Genomic DNA, 20,469 nt, shown 5'->3' with positions numbered 1-20,469 from the left:
CTGACAGTTTGAGTGTCGCGTGAGGTCACGCTGAAGACGCCGTGTCGATTCCATCCGCCAGGAGCGTAATACCTCTTGAAAAAGGGAAGCGGAAACAGTCACCAGGTGCCGCGGCCCGCAAGGAGCGCGGTAGCGAGGCCTGCGCCCCCTTCACCGACGGATTGGGATAAAGAACCCCGACGCGACACCCGCTTTACAAAAAACCCGGATTTTCCGGGTTTTTTGTATTTTGGTCCTCGCTCTTGACGAAACGCTCTCTGTGGAGCATATATTTGAGGGTAAGCTATCAAACGGCGAAAGCAGCACTCGTGTTTCAAGCGCCCTCACAACTCGCCGCTAGCCATTCCAGGAAAGGAGTTGTCCCATGCTCTACTTCGTCAAAGACGGCACCATCCACACATTCCCCCCTTCAGCAAACTGCACGGCGAGCCGTGAAAAGGAACAACTGCGGGATACCATTCCCACCGACGTGAAGGAATGCCCCTACTGTATGCACCGCTGGCCAAAGGACGAATAGCCGGCACCACCGTCAGGAGGGGAGAGTGATGAACCTGGAGATCCATGCTATTTCCGTAACCATTCCCGAAGGATGCAACCTCATTCTCGGTCAGACCCATTTCATCAAGACGGCCGAAGATCTATACGAGATCATCGTCACCACCGTCCCCCGGGCGCAGTTCGGCATCGCCTTCACCGAAGCATCGGGGCCGTGCCTGATTCGCACCGAAGGAAATGACGACGGACTGGTACAGAACTGTGTCTCGAACCTGCAGGCCATCGGTGCCGGCCATGTTTTCTGCATCCTCCTCCGTGAAGCGTACCCGATCAACATCCTCAACCAGCTCAAAGCCTGCCCGGAGGTTTGCCGGATTTTCTGTGCCACCGCCAATCCGTTGCAGGTAATTGTCGCCTCCACCGATCAGGGGTGGGGCGTGCTCGGGGTCATCGACGGCTTTCCCCCAAAAGGAGTGGAGACAGACGAAGACCGACGGCAGCGGCGGGAATTTCTCAGGAATATCGGTTACAAACGCTAGGTTCGGCAGTACACCGTATACAACGACAGCAGGCAGCAAAAAGGGACATTGATTTGGAACAAGCTCAATGTCCCTTTTTGCTGCCTGCAGATGCAGGCTCGCTATTTGGGCCGCATCGACCGGAAGATCAGGTACATCACCGAAAACAGCGCCACGTCGACACTGGCCACGTATAACCAGAGGAACCACCGCATCGAAGCCCCTCACCGGGCAACCGGGCCTTCAGCGGACTGCCGTCGCCCACTGCTCAGATTATATCACAGCCCGGGGCGTTTCACGTCTCAGGCGACAACAATCGTTCGCGGTCGAGGGCTGCCCGTTCGGCAATAAAGGCAGCAGCGAAGGTACAGGCATCCGGATAAAACGAACGGAAATCGTCCTGCAGCTCGCGATAATGGCGGCGCAGCTCGGCACTCCCCGCAGCGAGGGGATTGCTCCCCCCAACCCGGCGTGCCATCCGGGCGAGTACCAGGTCGATTCCGGCGAGTTGTTCGTAAACCGGCAGCCACTCGCCGAAAATGGCGGGCAGAAGCTGCTGAAGGCGCGCCGGGAGCAGCGCCGTATATCGCCGAGCCGTCTCCTCGGCGGCGCGGATAAACGAAGGGAGCGGCTCGCCGTACCATGCATCCCACTCACTGGCAAGGAAATGGTCGAAGAACAGGTCGACCAGAATCCCCCGGTAGTGGCCGAGCGACGAGTCAAGGCGGCGTTTGCTGCGGACGAAGCCCGGATGATTCTCGGCAAAAGAGTCGATCTTCCGGTGCAGTTCCAGTCCCGCCAGCAGCCGGCCCGAATATCGTCCACCAAGCCGGCCCTTGACGAAATCGCCCATCAGATTGCCGACGAGGATTTCCGGCTCGTTGCCGGAAAGCGCTAAGTGGGCGAGAAAATTCACCGGTCGGGCCCCTTGACCGTGGCCGCAAAGAAGATGCGGCGAAAGGTATAGAGGACGGGACCGGGAGGATAGGCCCGCCGCAGTTTGCCACGGTAGCGCTCCCGGAACGGCTCGTGCAGCTCTTGCGGCAACCGCTCGAAATACGGTACCAGCGTACTCCCTGCCGTCCACTCGGCAATGGCATCGGCATCGGCCAACCGGTGGGGGTAGACCTTTTCAAAGACGGTCAGATCGGTGCCGCCCGCCCGATGGAGCAGTTCGGCATACTGGTCGATCTCCAGCACCGGCGAATGGCGCAGCCAGCCGCCAAGTGCGCTGCGGAACGGCTCTTCGCTGGCCGTCTCGATGATCAGCAGATGGGCGAGATGGCGGTGATTGGACGGGACCTGGACCGCCACCTGCCCACCGGGCCTGACCAGCGCCAGTAAACGGGGAATCAGCCGCCGGTGATCGTCAAGCCAGTGGAGCGCGGCATGCGAGAAAACCAGGTCCCACGTACCCCGGAGTGCGGCGATCTCCCGGAGGGCGAAATCAAGACCGGGGCGGACAAACGGTTGGGCTTTTCCCAGCATTGTCGGCGAACTGTCAACGCCGAGCACCGTACTCTCCGGCAGGCGATCCGCCAGCCGACGCGTCAGCTCGCCGTTGCCGCAGCCGAGATCGACCACCGACAAGCCGGCACGCACCCGGATCAGGGGAAAGAGATCCTCGAACGGCAAATAACGCTCATCCTGAAATTTGAGATACTGCTCGGGTTGCCACGGCATCGACGCCTCCCCGACCGGCCCCGCTGCCGGCCGCTCGGGAGAATTACCGCCTGATCGTCACGGCCAGACCATCAAGAAGCTGCTGCCGTTCCCGGTCGCTCAGGCGTGCTTCGGGGTGGGCGAGCCGGTAGACGAAAGGCGGCATTTCCCCCTCCTCAACTTCGTCCTTGATCTTGTTGATCCTTTCCCCTTCCCTGGTCCCCAGCCAATCGGAGAAATTCAGCTTGCTCCTCCCCTCGTCCACATCGTGCTGGACCAGCCAGGAAACCGGTGCTATCGACGCGTACCAAGGCCAAACTGTTTCGTTACTGTGACAATTGAAACAGGCCCGGCGGACCAGCGCTTTCGTCTCCGGCGAATTAAACGGCAGCTCGTTCATTACCGACGGATCGGCATGGTTTCTCCCATAGGGCACCAGCTGGATAAGAACCAGCAGGCCGAATCCCGCCGCCACAATGATACCGATCAATTTCGCGCCCAGTCTGACCATGAAACCCTCCTTTCATTCCCGCTCGCGGCAAACCACGGGCCGCCAGCCGGCCTAATAAAGGTAATACATTTATCCCTACCGTACAATAGCCAGCAAAAAAAACGGGCGACCGTCAAAGGTCGCCCGTTCCCGCAGGCAGTGATCGGTAGCCTACCGTTGGGAGGCGCTAAGCGCCTGCTCGATATCGGCAATAATGTCTGCGACGTCTTCGATGCCGACCGACAGGCGGATAAAGTCGGCCGAGACCCCGGCCGAAGCCTGCTCCTCTTCGCTCAACTGCTGGTGGGTAGTGGAAGCCGGGTGGATCACCAGTGACTTGGCGTCGCCGATATTTGCCAGGTGCGACAACAGTTTGACGTTGTCGATGAATTTTTTCCCCGCTTCAAGCCCGCCCTTGATGCCAAAACCCACAATCGCCCCCGCTCCCTTGGGCAGGTATTGGCTGGCCCGAACGAAATCGGGATGACTTGGCAAACCGGGGTAATTCACCCAGCTGACCAGCGGATGGTTGTCGAGCCACGCTGCCACAGCGGCGGCATTTTCGACATGCCGCGCCATCCGGACCGGCAGGGTCTCCAGTCCCTGGAGGAAGAGAAAGGCATTGAACGGCGCCAGGCAAGCCCCCATATCCCGCAGCAGCGTCACCCGCATTTTGAGGATGTAGGAAAGATTCCCCAGCGCCTCCCAGTACTGCAGGCCGTGGTAAGAGGGATCGGGCTCGGTGAACTCGGGAAACCGGCCGTTGTTCCACGGGAAGGTGCCGCCATCGACCACTGCTCCGCCGATGCTCGTCCCGTGACCGCCGATGAACTTGGTCAACGAGTAGATGACAATGTCGGCACCATGGTCAAGCGGCTTGAACAGATACGGTGTCGCCACCGTATTGTCGACCATGAACGGCACGCCGGCGCCATGGGCGACTGCTGCGATCGCCTTAAAATCGTCGACGTTGTTTTTCGGGTTGCCGATCGTCTCCAGGTAGACGAGCCGGGTCTCGCTGTCGATGGCCCGGCGCACGTTCTCCGGATCGGCAGTATCGACGAACTTCACCGTAATCCCGAGCTTTGGCAACGTGTAGTGGAAGAGGTTATAGGTGCCGCCGTAAAGACTGTTGGTCGAGACAATATTCTGCCCCGCCCGGGTGATATTGAGCACCGCATAGGTGATGGCCGCCTGCCCTGACGCCAGGGCCAGCGCACCGACGCCGCCGTCGAGCTCTGCCAGGCGCTTTTCCAGCACATCGCAGGTGGGGTTCATGATCCTCGTATAGATATTGCCGAATTCCTTGAGGCCAAAAAGGTTGGCCGCGTGGTCGGAACTGGTGAAGACATAGGATGAAGTCTGATAGATGGGAACCGCTCGTGACAGCGTCGCCGGGTCCGGAACTTGTCCCGCGTGCAGCGCCTGGGTAGCAAAACCCGTTTTCGGATCTGACATGGTACGCTCCTTTCTACGCCACAAAACCACATGGCTATAGTAAAGAATTTTTCAGACAAGAATATTGTTTACTACCTCGGCTGTCAAGTTTATTCCAATCCGGCAAAAAAGTTCTCCTATCGGCCGTACAACTTAACAAGATCCGCCAGCGCATGGGCCCCCTTGTCGGTCAGCTGATCACCGGCATAACGCCATGACCAGTTTCCCTGCGGGGTCCCCGGCAGGTTCATGCGGGCCGAGCCGTCGAGCCGCAACACATCCTGGAGCGGCAAGATCGCCATATCGGCAACCGACGAGAGAGCAAGCCGGATCATCTCCCAGGCGATATCGGTGCCGGCGGTGCCGGTATAGGCGAGCACTTTCTTCTTTTGCTGCGCGGCCAGTGAAGAGAACCAGCCTATCGAGGTATCGTTGTCATGGGTGCCAGTATAAACGACACAATCATGGCAATAATTATGGGGAAGGTAAGGGTTGCCGGCACCGGAATCGAAGGCGAACTGAAGAATCTTCATCCCCGGGAAGCGGTACCGGTCCCGCAACTCTTCCACATCAGGGGTAATCAGGCCCAGATCTTCGGCGACGAGCGGCAATTGGCCGAGCTCGCCGATCACGGTATCGAACAACTGTGCTCCCGGACCGGGAACCCAGCGACCATTGACCGCGGTCTTTTCCTTGGCCGGTACCTCCCAGTAGGCGGCAAAGCCCCGAAAATGGTCGACCCGCACGCTATCGTACAGCTCGAATGCCCCCCGGAAACGGTCGATCCACCACCGGTAACCACTGCTTGCCAACGCCTCCCAGTTGTAGAGCGGATTTCCCCATCGCTGGCCCGTCGCACTGAAATAATCGGGAGGAACGCCGGCTACCACCGTTGGACGCCCCTTCTCGTCGAGATGGAAGAGTTGTGGATATGCCCAGACATCAGCCGAATCGAAGGCGACAAAGATCGGGATATCGCCGAGGATCTCGATCTCCTTGCCTGCCGCGTAGTCCCTGATCTTCTGCCATTGGCGAAAAAACTGCCATTGCATGTACTTCTGCTCGCCAATGGCGGGCCCAAGCCTGATTGAGTACTTTTCCAGCGCGGCCGGTTCCCGGTGAGCGATTTCAGCGGGCCAAGCATTCCAGCTCTTTCCTTTGAAATGATCCTTGAGAGCCATGAACAGGGCGTAATCGTGCAGCCACGGCGTCGTATCGCAAAAACGCCAGAATTCCTCCTTGCGTTCGCGTTCGGCCTGACCGTGGAAGCAGGCCGCCGCCGTTCGCAGCGCCGTCAGTTTGCCGGCTTCAACCAGTGCGAAATCGACCCGGCCGGCAGGGAAATCGACGTCATCGACCAGCGCATCGAGATCGCCATCTGCCACCAGCTGTTCGAGGTCGATCAGCAGTGGATTGCCGGCAAACGCCGAATAGCATGAATAGGGTGAATTGCCATAGGCAGCCGGCCCAAGCGGCAGTACCTGCCACAGGCGCTGGCCGGCCCGCTCGAGATAATCGAGAAAATAACGGCACTCCTGCCCCAGGGTGCCGATCCCCCCGGGGCAGGGCAGCGAGGTGGGATGCAGCAGAATGCCGCACCGGCGATTGCGATTCATGAACGACTCTCTTTCTGCCGGGAGCGCCGGCAAGTCCACCCGGCAAAGCAGGACCGAGGCAGAGGGCCACACGGAAAATGTTAGCCCCGGACGGGAAAATAGTGTATACAGGTATCGTTCGGCGACCGGTCAGCGGGCCGCTACCAACCGTATTCCATTCAAGGAGCAGCATTACCATGGAAACGATCAAGACCGCGCTGTTCGAGACGCTTGTTGAAAGCGCAACCCCGGACGAAACCGGAGGTTACACTTTCACCCTCGAAGGGAAGACCTACCATATCCAGGACACCCTGGAAATCTCCAAGATCGCCCAGCAACACGGCTACATCATCATTTATTGAGCGTGGCGTCGATCACTTGATCGATCCGGGCACCGTCGAGGGTTTCCTCCTCCAGTAAAGCGTCGACCAGGGCGTCGAGCTTTGGCCGGTTTGCCGCGATCACCTCTTCGGCCTTCAGTTCGGCCTCCTTGATGATAGCGGCAATTTCCTGATCGATCAGCCAGGCCATCTGTTCCGAAAAGGTCTTTTCTTCGGCCAGTTTGCGGCCGAGGAAAGGATGCTCTTCTCCCCGGCTGAAGGTCATAGCGCCGATTTTTTCACTCATTCCCCACTGACAAACCATTTTCTCAGCCAAGTCGTTGACCATTTTCAGGTCGTTCTGCGCCCCCGTCGACAGATCGCCGAACACGAGCCGTTCGGCAATTCTGCCGCCGAGGGCGACGGCAAGCCGGTTCATCAGGTAAGTCCGGGAGTAATGGTAACGGTCGTCCTCGGGAAGTTGCTGGGTAACCCCGAGTGCCTGGCCGCGCGGGATGATGGTCACCTTATGCACCGGGTCGGTCCCCGGCAGACATTTGGCAACCAGGGTGTGCCCCGCCTCGTGATAGGCAGTGATCCGCTTTTCCTGATCGGTAATGTACATCTTCCGCTCGCCGCCCATCAGGATCTTGTCCTTGGCCTGCTCCATATGGAACATGGTGACCGTCGGGGCATTTTCCCTGGCCGCCAGGATCGCCGCCTCGTTAACGAGGTTTTCCAGATCGGCGCCGGTCATCCCCGGAGTTCCCCGGGCAATCACCGCCAGATCAACATCCTTGTCGAGGGGGACTTTTCGCGTATGGACCTGCAGGATCTTCTCCCGGTCGCGCCAATCGGGACGATCAATGACCACGTGCCGATCAAAGCGGCCGGGTCGCAGCAGGGCAGGGTCGAGGACATCGGGGCGGTTGGTCGCCGCCATGACGATCACCTCGTCATGGGAATCGAAGCCATCCATTTCGGAGAGGAGCTGATTGAGGGTCTGCTCCCGCTCGTCGTGCCCGCCACCGAGGCCGGCCCCCCGGCTCCGACCGACCGCATCCAGCTCGTCGATGAAGATAATGCTCGGGGCCGATTTCTTGGCCGTGGCAAAAAGGTCGCGGACCCGGCCCGCCCCGACGCCGACAAACATTTCAATGAACTGGGAGGCCGAAATACTGAGGAACATTACGCCGGCCTCTCCGGCGACCGCCCGGGCCAGGAGTGTCTTCCCCGTTCCCGGCGGGCCGACGAGCAACACCCCCTTCGGTACCTTGCCGCCGATGCGCTGGAACCGCTTCGGATCGCGCAGGTAGTCGACGATTTCCCGTAGCTCGGTTTTCGGATTTTCCATCCCGGCAACATCGTCGAAGGTCACCGACATCTTTTCCGTTTGCCCATAAATTTTGGCGCCCGACTTGGAAAAACTCCCCATTACCGAACCGGGCCCCTGACCTTTTACCCCACGCATGGCAAACCACCAGATGCCGATGATCAGCAGCCACGGAAGCAGATAGATCAAACCGCTAACAAAAGGCGATGTCTCCGTCGACTGGGCAGTCACCTCCACCTTTTTCGCCTGCAGATCGGCCATCAATGTCGGGTCATCAATGCTCGGTTTAACGGTGGTGAAACGGTTCAGTTGCCGTGCCGGACCTTTTCCCTCCGGCGGTCCGCCGACGCTGATCTTGTTCTTGAATTCGCCGCTGAGGGCGTTCCCTTTCAGGGTAACGCTCTTGACATTGTCTGCGGCCAGTTCATCGCGAAACCGGCTGTAGGAAATTGCCAAGGATTCCGCCGTGCCCTGTTGTGCGACATAGCCATAAATGACATTAAACGCCAGAATCAGGATGAACACCCACAACATCGGTTTCCAGACCGACTGTCCCATCAGCAGCTCCTTCCGGCGCACCAGCCGGCTTTTGTTCCGGCACAGTGTCCATTACATGGTGTGTTATCCGCTCAAGATGCAGTTTTCGGCTGAAGAAGGTTCATTTTGCTCCGGCAGCGCCAATTCGGTAACCAATTCCGGCAAGCGACATTGGCAACGGGCTGAAGCACAACTACTCCAAGTCTCCGAGCTCCTGCCAGGACAAAATCATCGTCCCCGCCGTGCCGGAGCCCGCCGGCTGTCCATCCGGCATCCCCACATGAAAACTAGTGTAGCACATTACCGGGAGCAATCCCGGAGCCGGTACTGGCCGAGGCCGAACGACGCTCCTTTGCCGAGGTGGAATAACTCGCCGGCCACGAGAAAAGGCAGGAACTCCTCTAATTCTCCACACAGAACCGTAGTACCGAGCAGGCCGCTTAATTTTGCGTCCCGCCCGCCGCCCCAAGCGGTCCAGCGGATTGTGTCGTCGCGCTCGACGATCTTCGCACTTTGCGCGGCAAGCCACTTGTAATCGACAGCGAACTCACCGTCGCAATAATGAAAAGCCAAAGACGAAATTCGGCGCAGCAAGGCCCTGAAGAATACTGAGACGGCAAACTCCCGCAATACCGCTCCTTCGTGTTGCAGCTTCGCTGGCGTCAGCCATTCAAGTTGCAGGCGGTCACCGCCGCCAATTCGGGCAGCAAGGAGGTCGGCCAGCGTCAGGAGTATCGGCGGGGTCCGCAAACGCCTTCCCAGCTTATCCCAAGCCAACTCCTGCTCTTCCCCGGAACAACCGACCGTGACGATTTTCTCCAGCGCGATGCCCCGGCCTTCCTGCTCCGTGCGCCCCGGCAAGAGGGCATGCAGCGCAGCCACAAAGGCATCGAGATGTTGGATTGCCCCACCGAGAACTGCCAGCTCAAACGTGAACATCGCACTCTTATTTGGCGTAGCGGGAAGGGTCGGGAAAGAAAATGCAAAAGGAAGCGGAGGCTTTTGGTGGCGCTTGACTCCGGCGGGATCGGCACTCAATTGCTGGGAGAACAACTGGGGATATGGACAATCTCCGCCCGCGGCGCAGGAGGGACAGCTCCCGATACCGGCGCAGGCTGAAGAGCGGCGGAACGCTTCAGCGAACGGCTCTCGACAGCGGAACAACGCCCAAGGGTCAGCCATGTCCTGGGTGAGGGTGGCAGTAATGCGGAGTCGGACAAACGAAATTGGCACGGCGCTCCCCTTGCCGACTGAACAGCAGACCGTCGACCTGGCGACGCCCTCCCCTTCGGTCCTTTGCCACGGCTGCAAGCGACCGCCTCACCTCTCGCGCAGAAGAGAGGCGGCGCGACAACTCGGCACGGGGTACCGGTTTAGAGGTGCGCACCGCCAAAAGAAGAATGGGGCGGATCAACAAATCCGCCCCATTCACTCTACCACAGTACCGAATGTTTTCCGAACATTCGGGAAGCCATGCTATTTGAACAATGCTTTCAGATATTCCCTGTTCAACTTAGCAATGAACTTCACGTCAACCCCTTTGGGGCAGGCAGCCTGGCACTCATAGTGGTTCGTACAGTTGCCGAAGCCCTGGTCCTTGAGCTCCTCGGTCATCGCCGTTACACGGCGAGCAGCTTCGGCCTTCCCTTGCGGCTGCACCGCAAGCTGGGCCACCTTGGCCGAGGTGAAGAGCATTGCCGAACCGTTGGGGCAGGCGGCAACGCAGGCCCCGCAGCCGATGCACTCGGCGGCGTCCATGGCGTAATCAGCCACGTCCTTCGGAATGAGCAGTGCATTGCCGTCGGCAACACCACCCGTATGCGCCGAGGTGTAGCCCCCAGCCTGGATGATCTTGTCAAGGGCACCCCGGTCGACGACCAAGTCCTTGATGACGGGGAAGGCACGGGCACGCCACGGCTCAATATAGATGGCATCACCGTTCTTGAACATCCGCATGTGCAGCTGGCAGACCGTGGTCCGCTCCAGGCCGCCATGAGGGATGCCGTTGATGACCTGGGAACACATGCCGCAGATCCCTTCCCGGCAGTCGTGGTCAAACGCGATCGGCTCCTGGCCTTTCAGGATCAGTTCTTCGTTGACCTCATCGAGCATTTCGAGGAACGACTGGTCCGGGCTGACGTTCTTCGCCTCGTAGGTTTCGAACTTTCCCGGTTCCTTCGGCCCCTTCTGCCGCCAAACATGGAGAGTAAGAGTCATTGTATTTTCGTGGCTCATTATTTGTAGCTCCTTATCGCCAGATGGACATTATCGAATTTCAGCGGCTCCTTGTGCAGTTCAGGCTCCTTGTCGACCCCTTTGAACTCCCAGGCCCCGACGTAGCAGTAGTTCTCGTCGTCCCGCTTGGCTTCGCCATCAGGCATCTGGTGTTCGACACGGAAGTGGCCGCCGCACGACTCGTTGCGATGGAGCGCGTCGCGTGTCATCAGTTCGGCAAATTCGAAGAAATCCGCCACCCGGCCGGCATTTTCCAGCTGCTGGTTGAAGTCGGCGCCGCTGCCGCTGACCTTGAGGTTCTTCCAGAACTCTTCGCGGAGTTTCGGAATCTCCTGCAGGGCGGTCTTGAGGCTTTGCTCGCTACGGGCCATCCCGACGTTTTCCCACATGATCTTGCCCAGCTCACGGTGGAAATCGCTGGGGGTCCGCTTGCCGTTCATCGACATCAGTCTCTTGAGGTTGTTGTTAACATCCTCAACCGACTTCTTGCACTCGGCATTATCGGCCTTCACCTTGCCCGGAGAGGTCTTCGCCAGATAGTTGGCGATGGTGTACGGAATGACGAAGTAACCGTCGGCAAGGCCCTGCATGAGGGCGCTGGCGCCGAGGCGGTTCGCCCCGTGGACCGAGAAGTTCGCCTCACCGAGGACGAACAGACCGGGGACGTTGCTTTCGCAGTTGTAGTCGACCCAGAGGCCACCCATCGAGTAGTGCGGTGCAGGGTAAATGCGCATCGGCACCTTGTAGGCGTTCTCGTCGGTGATCTTCTCATACATTTCGAACAGGTTGCCGTACCGCTCGCGGATGGTGTCCTCGCTGAGGCGCTTGATGGAGGCGGCAAAGTCGAGGTACACGCCCCGGCCGCCCGGTCCGACACCACGGTTGTCGTCGCACTGCTCTTTAGCTGCCCGGGAGGCGATGTCACGAGGTGCGAGGTTACCGAAGGAAGGATACTTCCGCTCAAGATAGTAGTCGCGGTCCTCTTCGGGGATTTCGCCCGGCGCCCGATGATCGCCATGCTTTTTCGGCACCCAGCAACGGCCGTCGTTCCGAAGCGACTCGGACATCAGCGTCAGTTTCGACTGATGCTCGCCGTGCTGCGGAATGCAGGTCGGGTGGATCTGGGTGTAGCAGGGGTTGGCTAAGAACGCCCCTTTCTTGTGCGCTTTCCAGATGGCGGTAACGCTGCACCCCATGGCGTTGGTGGAGAGGTAGAACACGTTGACGTAACCGCCGGTGCAGAGTACGACGGCGTCAGCAACATGGGTACGGATTTCGCCGGTGATCATGTCGCGGATGGTAATCCCTTTGGCCTCACCATCGACAACGATCAGATCGAGCATCTCGGTCCGGGGGAACATCTTGACCGTTCCGGCCTTGATCTGGCGGGCCAGGGCCGAATAGGCGCCGAGCAGCAGCTGCTGGCCCGTCTGCCCGCGGGCGTAGAACGTCCGGGACACCTGAGCGCCACCGAAGGAGCGGTTATCGAGGTAACCGGCATAATCGCGGGCGAAGGGAACACCCTGGGCGACGCATTGGTCGATAATGTTGTTCGACACCTGGGCCAGACGCCAGACGTCAGCCTCACGGGCGCGGAAGTCGCCACCCTTGATCGTGTCGTAGAACAACCGGTAGATGCTGTCACCGTCATTGGGATAGTTCTTGGCGGCGTTGATCCCACCCTGGGCGGCGATACTGTGGGCACGCCGCGGGCTGTCCTGATAGCAGAAAGCTTCGACGTTGTAGCCGAGCTCCCCGAGGGATGCAGCGGCAGCGCCACCGGCAAGGCCGGTACCAACGACGATGATTTTATACTTACGCTTGTTCGCGGGGTTTACCAGCTTCATGTCAAAGCGGTGCTTATCCCACGTTTTCTCAATTGGTCCTGTCGGACATTTACCGTCGAGTATCACTATGAACCCCCTAACCTTTCAGAATGCCGGAAACGATGAAGAGCGGGATCGACGCATAGCCCAGCAGCAGGACTACCGCCACAACCTTGCCGATCTTGCCGATAACCGGAAGTGTCTTGTCGTTGTTCCACCCCATCGTCTGAAAGAAGCTCTGGATGCCGTGGGCAAGATGCATGAACAACGTCACCATGGCAGCAATGTAGATGAAGGCGATGATGCCATGCTGGAAGCTGCCGACCACCATATGGAAGACGTCGGGGCGGCCCTGTGCATCAATCCCCATAACGACATCGGGAGTAGCATGGATGGTAAACTGGAGCAAGTGATAGATGATGAAGGTAAGCAGCAGCAGCCCGGTATAGAGCATGCTCAGGCTGGACAGCGTGGCCCGTTTCAGGTTCTTCACCGCATAGCTGTCGGCATTAGCGGCCCGGTTCTCGAGGCTCAGCTGCACACCGAAAATAATGTGGATTGCCGCAACAACAAGGATGATGCCGCGGAACCCCCACACGAGAGGCGGCAGGCTATGCAGATGCTCGGCATACGCGTTGATCCCCCCCGGGATGAAGATGGAAGAATTCCCAAGCATATGGATGACGATGAACAGTACGAGGAACTGTCCCGTAATCGCCATCAAAACTTTTCTTCCCACATTGCTCGTTAACAATTGCATAATGGTGTCCCTTTACGTGAAGTCGTGTTTTCTAGGATACAGGCTTGGTCACTGGGCTATGGACCGCCGCTGTCACCGCGACAGCAGCCGGCTCATGACAACCTTACGGGAAAACTCAGCTCTCTCACGGGCGGCGCCCGCCACTCCTTACAATTGTCCATAGTTCCCTCCCTGCAAGGATTTATTTCCAGCCATCAGCAGCAGTCAAACACCACGAGTAATGAATATTTTCTAAGATTTCATACTGTATACTGTATACTAAACATCGTTTTAGGAAATTGCAATAAAAATTTCACACGGGATGAGGCGCAAATCCGGCATCCATCCGCATTCGGCACATCACCTCCATCGCAGAGGCTTCCGTTTGTCCGACCGCTCGATCGGTACTTTTCCTACAATATTTTTCTAGTGGCAGAGTCAGACAGCCATCGTCTCATTAACAGCAGTGGATAGATATCTGCCGACAGGGCTTCAGGACCGGAGCGCCAAGGAGGCGCTGCAGTTCTGTTCTGTCTGCAAGGTTGCTTTTTCACACCCGTTCTGTTAAAACCGTGGCCAAACATGCGGGAAGGCGGGACGTCGTCTAAGTCGTTTTTAATATTTTCCGATTGTTGTAATCCACCCGTCCCGAAAAGGCAATATGAAATTTACTCTCAAGAAAAGGGAGCGAAACACCAGTGCCCGTCGGGGGACGCTCGTCACCCCCCACGGGGTGATCGAAACCCCAATCTTCATGCCGGTCGGCACCCACGCCGCCATGAAAGCGATGACCCCCACCCAGGTGAGGGAAACCGGGGCGCAGATCATCCTCAGCAACACGTATCACCTCCACCTTCGCCCCGGCGAAGATCTTGTTGCCAAAGCCGGCGGCCTTCACGCCTTCATGGCGTGGGACGGGCCGATACTGACCGATTCCGGCGGCTTCCAGGTATTCTCACTCCCCAACAAGCGGATCACCGACGACGGGGCTTATTTCCGCCACGAAATCACCGGCGAGGAAATTTTCCTCGATCCGGCCCGGGCGATGGCGATCCAGGAAGCGCTCGGCGCCGATATCATCATGGCGTTTGACGAGTGCATCCCCTATCCGTGCGACCGGAAATACGCCGCCATCTCGACCCGGAAAACCCTCCGCTGGGCGGAACTGTGCAAGAAAGCCCATACCAGAAAAGACCAAGCGCTCTTCGGCATTGTCCAGGGAAGCGTTTTCGAGGACCTGCGGGCACTGTGCGCCAAGGAACTCGTCCAGATGGACTTTCCGGGCTACGCTATCGGCGGGGTGTCGGTCGGCGAAGGGCTCGAACTGCTCAAGCGGGTTGTCGAATACACCGCTCCTTTCCTTCCCGACGATAAGCCTCGCTACCTGATGGGCGTAGGCTTGCCGGAGGATATCCTCGAAAGCGTCGAACGGGGCATCGACATGTTCGACTGCGTAATCCCAACCCGCTATGCCCGGAGCGCCACGCTCTTCACCAATCGCGGCAGAATCAGGCTGACCAACCGGAAATATCGTCGCGATTTCTACCCCGTTGACCCCAACTGCAGTTGTTACACCTGCCGCAATTTTACCCGCGCCTATCTGCACCATCTTTTCAACGCCAATGAGGTCCTCTCCGCCATCCTGTCCAGCATCCACAATGTTCATTTTTATCTGAACATGATGGCTGAAATCCGCCGCGCGATCGAGGAAGAGCGCTTTTCCGAATACAAACGGACATTTCTCGATTCGTATCTGAAGGGGAAATAACACTGGCACAAGGCGCCTGCGCCGACCGGGTGATATCCGACGCCGGCCGCCACTACCGCCCGGAGGCGATCCAATGAACAATGAGCAACAAGGTTTCGACCGAATCATGGCGATAATGCGCCGTCTGCGGGGTCCGGGCGGTTGTCCGTGGGATGCAGAGCAGACCCACGACAGTCTGAAGCGCTACCTGCTTGAAGAGGCGTATGAGGTGATCGAGGCGATCGACGCCCGGTCACCGGCAATGCTCAAGGAAGAGTTGGGGGACCTGCTCCTTCAACCGGTGTTCCATGCGGTGATTGCCGAAGAGCAGCACGCATTCTCGATGGACGAGGTACTGGCAGCGCTGGCGGGGAAATTGGTCAGCCGGCACCCCCACGTCTTCGGCGAACAGATCATCAGGACCAGCGACGAGCAGTCGGAAAACTGGGAACGGCTCAAACAACAGGAAAAGGCAAACGAGCGTAAATCCGCCCTGGCCGGCATCCCACCACACCTCCCCGCGCTGATGAAAGCCCAAAAAATTACCGAAAAGGCCGCCCGGGTTGGCTTCGACTGGGCCCATGTCGATGAAGTCTTTGCCAAAGTAATGGAGGAACTGCGAGAGTTCGAGGAAACAATGCTCGCTGGCGATCAGGAACGGATGGAGGCGGAACTCGGCGATCTGCTCTTTGCGCTCGTCAACCTCGGCCGGTTTCTTTCCATCGACCCCGAGGAGGCATTGCGCAAAACGATTGCGCGCTTCACCCGGCGGTTCACCCACATTGAACAAGCGTTGCACAACCGTGGCACGACCATGAAAGAGGCATCGCTGGAGGAGATGGAGCGACTCTGGGAGGAGGCAAAAGGGCTCGAACGGCTGGAGGGTTGAGTGGGGAGGCGAGGTAATCCACGAAACTTTTCAATACTGTAACCAATTTTCCACAAATCTTGTGGAAAACCTGTGCATAACAGTGTGGATAAAAAATCAAACAGATACGGGATTAGGGGGTTTTTACCTTCTGCCTATTTTTTAGCCAGACTTCAACATGCTGTTTTTATTAAACTTTAGCACTCCCACCTCTACTATCTGCCCACCCAAAGGCCGGATATCGTCACTGGGGCAAAAACGGCCGGGACGAATCCGCCGCCTGTGCATAACCTACTGAATTCCCTTATCGTCCTTTGCCGGGGCCGATCGTTCCAAAGCCAGGAGCCACCGTTTCGAATCTACCCCTCCTGCCCCGGAATAGCCGGTCAGCTGCCCGGCAGCGCCGACCACCCGATGGCAGGGGATTATGATCGGCAACGGATTGCGGGCCATCGCCTGCCCTACCCCCCTGGCGGCGGCCGGCCGGCCGAGCGCCGCAGCGATTTCGCCATAAGTGCGGACTTCGCCCCGGGGAATCTGCCGTACCAAACCATACACTTCACGCTGGAATACCGTAAAGCGCCGCTCGGCCAACGGTACGTCGAAGCGGACCGGCCTGCCGGAAAAATAATCTGCCAGCAATTGCGCCGCCTGTCGCGTCAGCGGATTTTCTCCGCCAGCGGCCGGATAACGCGCCGCAAGACGCCGCGCCATGGTATCGCGATCGGGGACCAGAAAAGGAAGATCGACCTCGACCAGCCCGGCTTCATTGGCCACGACACCGCCGAAGCCGACTGCCGTGGCGAAAATCGACCACCAGACAACGCCATCATGCAAAATTGCGCTCATCGTCCGAACCTCCTTTTCACCAATGCTACCATATCCCGAGCCTCCTCGCTGCGGACAAGGCTGGCAAACAGCATGAACACCACGACACCGCCACCGACCGCCCCGAGCAGCACCCCTGCTTTTTCAGCCTTGTGCCCGGCAAGCGACCAGTCGACCAGCCCCACTGCCCAGTTCACGATGACCGCCATCGGCAAGGCAGCCAGAATGGCCTTGATCGCGCAGACGATCACTCCCCGCCCGCCAAACCGGCCGATTTTGCGCCGCAGGAAGTAGAGCAGCAGCAGCATGTTGCCCCCCGCCGAGATGGTCGAGGCAAGCGCCAGGCCGGCATGTTTGAGCGGCCCCATCAGAACGAGGCTGAAAAGAAAATTGAGAATGAAGGCGGCAAGGGCGATGAGCACCGGGGTTCTGGTATCCTTCAGAGCGTAGAACGCCGGGACAAGTACCCGAACAAGAGCCACCAGCGACAGGCCGAGCGCATAATAGAAGAGGGCTTCCGCCGAACTGACCGCTTTGGCGTAGCTGAATTCCCCCCCCATGAAAATAAGACTGAAAATCGCGGTCGAACAGACCATCAGGCCGACAGTGGCCGGGATGGTCACGAAGAGGGTCAGGCGCAGACCGAAGGTTAGGGACTCTTTGAGCGCCTCCAGTTCGCCGGCCGCCGCCTGGCGACTCATAGACGGAAGGACCGCCTGGGCCACCGACACGGTGAAAATACCCTGGGGAAACTCGAAGAGCCTTTGGGCGTAATAGAGGTAGGAGACACTCCCCTGGGGGAGGAACGAGGCGAGGATATTGCCGACGGTAATGTTCAGGTAGTACACACCAACGCCGAAGACCGACGGCCCCATCAGCAGGGCGATTTTCCGCACCGCCGGGTGGTCGAAGCGGAACCGCGGCCGGAGAACGAACCCTTTCCGGGCCAGGACCGGCAGTTGCAGGAGCAGTTGCAGCACTCCTCCCAGAAGGACCCCGAACGCCAGGGCAGTGATCGGTACCTGGAAACGGTCGTGCAGCAGCACGGCACAAAGAATCATCGAGATATTGAGAAAGACGGTGGAGATGGCAGGGGTGAAGAAATGGCGGACGGTATTGAGAATCCCCATGCAAAGGGCAACGAGGCTGATGAAAAAGATGTAGGGGAACATCAGCCGGTTGAGAAAGATGGTCAGCTCCAGTTTGGCGGGAGCGGCGCGAAACCCGGGAAACATCAACGAGACGATCAACGGCGACAGGATGATCCCGGCCAGGGTCACCCCTGCCATGACGATGGTCAACAGGGTGAAACAGATATTGGCCAGTTCCCGAGCTTCATCTTCCCCGCGGAGCGTGTAGCTTTCGGAGAAAGTCGGCACGAAGGCGGAGGTCAGCGCCCCCTCGGCAAAGAAACGCCGCAGCATGTTGGGAATCTGGAAGGCGGCAAAGAAGGCGTCGGTGGCGAACCCGGCGCCGAACAGGCGGGAAACGACCATATCCCGCACCATCCCCATGATCCGGGAGATAATGGTCGCCGACCCGAGCACTCCGGCAGCCCGGGCAATATGTTTTTTCTCCGACATGCAGCCTCCCCGCGATATTCTTCAAGGGGAGGGTTTTACCATAATCCGGCGGCTTTGGCTAAAGTTTTTGCCGTAGCCCGGCCGGCGCAGGAGGCGGGAAACCGGCGGTTCAGGGGACATGGCGCCAGCCGGCCAGCCGATCGAGCAGCGCTTCCAGCTCCGCGGCGCTTTCCACCGCTGGATGGCAGGCCCCCCGGGCGCAGACCCGAACGGCAGCTTTGCGGCCGCCCGGCGCACTCCCGGTGGCGGCATCGGCCAACCGGACAATTCGTCCCGGAAGATAGCGCCCCCCCAGCACGCGGAGCATATCCCGCAAGCCGCCGGGGTCTCCCTCCCCTTCGACGGTACATTCCATCGGCTCGCCATCAAGGATATCCGAGGCGATAAGCAACTGTGAAAAGGCGAGCGGCTGCCGGCTGGCATCACTGAGCAACGCCGTGACGATCCCGCAGCCGGTTGTTTCGAACCGCGTTTCACCGCTAAGGCGGCCCAGCCTGACCAGGACGGTGGCCGCCAGCGAGTTGCCGGCCGGGATTGCGCCATCATAGAGATCCGCCCGCCGGAAGAGCACCGTTTCGGTGTCGTCTCCCGTATCGTAAAGCCCGGCAGGACCGCCGCCGAACAGGCGTAGCATCTCGTCGGCAAGGCGGCCCGCCTCCCCCAGCCGGGCAGGGTCAAGGGTAGCCTCGGACAGTTCGAGAAGACCGAAAATCACTGCCGCGTAGTCATCGAGGAACGCCGGGACATCCCCAGCGCCCCGGTGCTTGCTCCTGAGCAACCGCCCCGACTGCGTCGTCAGCTCGGTCCGGATAACCGCGAGCGCCACCTCGGCAGCGCGAAGAAAACGCTCATCGCCGCTCACGAGGAAAGTCCTGGCAAGAGCGCCAATCATCAGGCCGTTCCAGCCGGTGATCAGTTTTTCGTCGCGGAAGGGCCGCCGCCGCTCTTCCCGTCGGGCCAGCAAAGTCCGTCGCCACTCCTCGGCCGCCGCCGCAAAGGCTTCCGGCGCCAGCCCTTCCCGCCGGGCCGCTTCGTCGAACGGCAATGGAAGGTGCAACACGTTCTTGCCGGCAAAATTTCCCTGTGCCGTTACCCCGAAAAGCCGGCAGCAGCGGTCCCCGTCGACAGTCCCCAGTACCTCGCGGATCCCGGCCGGCGTCCAGAGGTAATACCCTCCTTCCTCGCCGTTGCTGTCGGCATCGAGGGCACTGTAAAATCCCCCCCCGGGTGCCGCCAGCTCCCGAAGGACGAAATCGCCGATGGCAACCGCAGCCTCCCGATACCCGACTCGGCCGGAGTACTGGAACATCTCCAGGTAAGCCATGGCACAGAGAGCCTGGTCGTACAGCATTTTTTCGAAATGGGGAATAAGCCATTGCCGGTCGACGCAGTAACGATGGATCCCACCGCCGAGTTGGTCCCAGATTCCGCCCCGGCGCATCGCGGTCAGGGAAGTGGCCGCCATGGCGGCGGCATCGTCGTCGGCAAATCGTGCCGCATAGCGAAGTAGCAGCGAAACCGAAAGCGCCATGGGAAACTTTGGCGCCGCACCGAAGCCACCGTATTCGCGATCGCAGATGGCGGCCAGCTGGCGCCGCGCCTCGTGCAAAGCCGGTTCACCTCCTGCCCCGGAAGCCGCCGGCCGCTCGGCTACGCGCTGCACCCCCGCCATGATGGCGGCACAGTTCTGCCGCACCAGTTCCCGGTGGTCACGCCAGACGGCTGCGATCCGGTCGAGAATCTCGGTCAGTCCCGGCATCCCCTCCCGCGGCTCCTTCGGCAGGTAAGTGGCGGCGAAAAATGGTTGCCGGTCGGGTGTCATGATGATCGTCAAGGGCCAGCCGCCGCTGCCGTTCATCATCTGCGCCACCCGCATATAGAGGGCATCGATGTCGGGACGCTCTTCCCGGTCCACCTTGATGGCGACGAAATGCCGGTTGATCACTGCCGCCACCGCCCGGTCGACAAACGATTCACGGGCCATCACATGGCACCAGTGGCAGGTGGCGTAACCGATCGAGAGGAAGATTGGCCGGTCTTCGCTCCTGGCGCGGGCAAAAGCTTCGTCGCCCCAAGGATACCAGTCAACCGGATTGTCGGCATGTTGCAATAGATAGGGACTGGAGGCAAAGATCAACCGGTTGAACTCATCGCCGCCATCTGCCGGAAGCGCCTGACGATCGACCGCCAGAATCCGTGCCAGCCGCCCCTCTTCCCCCGGTGGAACGCCCTGCTCATTCACTTCGCACCTCCTGC

At 59.4% G+C, this 20,469-nt stretch carries 18 protein-coding genes; 5 read left to right on the top strand and 13 right to left on the bottom strand.

The features are described from left to right. Window positions 1-364: 364 nt before the first annotated feature. Window positions 365-517 carry a hypothetical protein gene (locus QMN23_RS07255; protein WP_282002998.1) on the top strand — a complete coding sequence of 51 codons (153 nt, stop codon included), beginning with the start codon at window positions 365-367 and terminating at the stop codon, window positions 515-517. A gap of 28 nt (window positions 518-545) precedes the next feature. Continuing rightward, complete coding sequence (locus tag QMN23_RS07250) at window positions 546-1,034, top strand: adenosine-specific kinase (RefSeq protein WP_282002996.1); 489 nt, start codon at window positions 546-548, stop codon at window positions 1,032-1,034. 274 nt (window positions 1,035-1,308) lie between these two features. On the opposite strand, the gene QMN23_RS07245 is transcribed toward QMN23_RS07250, so the two are convergent. From QMN23_RS07245 to malQ, 5 genes are all read right to left on the bottom strand, one after another. Next, entirely contained in the window at window positions 1,309-1,929 is a 621-nt protein-coding gene (locus tag QMN23_RS07245; RefSeq protein WP_282002995.1) for an ACP phosphodiesterase, read from the bottom strand. Continuing rightward, complete coding sequence (locus QMN23_RS07240) at window positions 1,926-2,696, bottom strand: methyltransferase domain-containing protein (protein ID WP_282002993.1); 771 nt, start codon at window positions 2,694-2,696, stop codon at window positions 1,926-1,928. The genes QMN23_RS07245 and QMN23_RS07240 overlap by 4 nt, the downstream gene beginning before the upstream one ends. 43 nt (window positions 2,697-2,739) lie before the next feature. Further along, window positions 2,740-3,186 carry a heme-binding domain-containing protein gene (locus QMN23_RS07235; protein ID WP_282002992.1) on the bottom strand — a complete coding sequence of 149 codons (447 nt, stop codon included), beginning with the start codon at window positions 3,184-3,186 and terminating at the stop codon, window positions 2,740-2,742. 150 nt (window positions 3,187-3,336) lie between these two features. Next, a complete protein-coding gene (locus QMN23_RS07230; protein ID WP_282002990.1) occupies window positions 3,337-4,623 on the bottom strand; it encodes an O-acetylhomoserine aminocarboxypropyltransferase/cysteine synthase family protein in 1,287 nt (428 codons plus the stop codon). Window positions 4,624-4,739: 116 nt separating this feature from the next. Next, window positions 4,740-6,218, bottom strand: coding sequence for a 4-alpha-glucanotransferase (gene malQ, locus QMN23_RS07225; RefSeq protein ID WP_282002988.1), 1,479 nt, complete (start codon window positions 6,216-6,218; stop codon window positions 4,740-4,742). Window positions 6,219-6,394: 176 nt separating this feature from the next. Here malQ and QMN23_RS07220 point away from each other — a divergent pair, with 176 nt between their 5' ends. Continuing rightward, on the top strand, window positions 6,395-6,559 hold the full coding sequence (locus QMN23_RS07220; protein WP_282002986.1) for a hypothetical protein: 165 nt from the start codon (window positions 6,395-6,397) through the stop codon (window positions 6,557-6,559). Here QMN23_RS07220 and ftsH read toward each other — a convergent pair. The 5 genes from ftsH to QMN23_RS07195 form a co-directional block, all read right to left on the bottom strand. Next, window positions 6,549-8,408, bottom strand: a complete 1,860-nt coding sequence (ftsH, locus tag QMN23_RS07215; protein WP_282002985.1) for an ATP-dependent zinc metalloprotease FtsH — start codon at window positions 8,406-8,408, stop codon at window positions 6,549-6,551. The genes QMN23_RS07220 and ftsH overlap by 11 nt on opposite strands. Before the next feature lie 279 nt (window positions 8,409-8,687). Beyond that, window positions 8,688-9,326 (bottom strand): CRISPR system precrRNA processing endoribonuclease RAMP protein Cas6, encoded by a 639-nt coding sequence (cas6, locus tag QMN23_RS07210; protein ID WP_282002983.1) that lies wholly within the window; start codon window positions 9,324-9,326, stop codon window positions 8,688-8,690. A 537-nt stretch (window positions 9,327-9,863) separates the two neighbouring features. Then, window positions 9,864-10,622 (bottom strand): succinate dehydrogenase/fumarate reductase iron-sulfur subunit, encoded by a 759-nt coding sequence (locus tag QMN23_RS07205; RefSeq protein ID WP_282002982.1) that lies wholly within the window; start codon window positions 10,620-10,622, stop codon window positions 9,864-9,866. Continuing rightward, on the bottom strand, window positions 10,622-12,535 hold the full coding sequence (locus QMN23_RS07200) for a fumarate reductase/succinate dehydrogenase flavoprotein subunit (RefSeq protein WP_282002980.1): 1,914 nt from the start codon (window positions 12,533-12,535) through the stop codon (window positions 10,622-10,624). The genes QMN23_RS07205 and QMN23_RS07200 overlap by 1 nt, the downstream gene beginning before the upstream one ends. Before the next feature lie 10 nt (window positions 12,536-12,545). Further along, complete coding sequence (locus tag QMN23_RS07195; RefSeq protein WP_282002978.1) at window positions 12,546-13,208, bottom strand: succinate dehydrogenase cytochrome b subunit; 663 nt, start codon at window positions 13,206-13,208, stop codon at window positions 12,546-12,548. A gap of 640 nt (window positions 13,209-13,848) precedes the next feature. Here QMN23_RS07195 and tgt point away from each other — a divergent pair. Together tgt and mazG are read left to right on the top strand one after the other, a co-directional pair. Next, entirely contained in the window at window positions 13,849-14,955 is a 1,107-nt protein-coding gene (gene tgt, locus QMN23_RS07190; protein ID WP_282002977.1) for a tRNA guanosine(34) transglycosylase Tgt, read from the top strand. 73 nt (window positions 14,956-15,028) lie between these two features. After that, window positions 15,029-15,823, top strand: coding sequence for a nucleoside triphosphate pyrophosphohydrolase (gene mazG, locus QMN23_RS07185; protein ID WP_282002975.1), 795 nt, complete (start codon window positions 15,029-15,031; stop codon window positions 15,821-15,823). 270 nt (window positions 15,824-16,093) lie between these two features. On the opposite strand, the gene QMN23_RS07180 is transcribed toward mazG, so the two are convergent. From QMN23_RS07180 to QMN23_RS07170, 3 genes are all read right to left on the bottom strand, one after another. Then, a complete protein-coding gene (locus QMN23_RS07180) occupies window positions 16,094-16,651 on the bottom strand; it encodes a methylated-DNA--[protein]-cysteine S-methyltransferase (RefSeq protein WP_282002973.1) in 558 nt (185 codons plus the stop codon). Beyond that, window positions 16,648-18,213 carry a murein biosynthesis integral membrane protein MurJ gene (murJ, locus tag QMN23_RS07175; protein WP_282002972.1) on the bottom strand — a complete coding sequence of 522 codons (1,566 nt, stop codon included), beginning with the start codon at window positions 18,211-18,213 and terminating at the stop codon, window positions 16,648-16,650. Before murJ ends, QMN23_RS07180 begins: the two co-directional genes overlap by 4 nt. Before the next feature lie 109 nt (window positions 18,214-18,322). Further along, window positions 18,323-20,455, bottom strand: a complete 2,133-nt coding sequence (locus QMN23_RS07170) for a thioredoxin domain-containing protein (RefSeq protein ID WP_282002971.1) — start codon at window positions 20,453-20,455, stop codon at window positions 18,323-18,325. Window positions 20,456-20,469 lie beyond the last annotated feature (14 nt).

Origin of the sequence: Geotalea uraniireducens, assembly GCF_027943965.1 — a bacterium.
Taxonomy (GTDB): Bacteria; Desulfobacterota; Desulfuromonadia; order Geobacterales; family Geobacteraceae; genus Geobacter; species Geobacter uraniireducens.
This window is presented reverse-complemented; position numbering and strand designations above follow the sequence as displayed.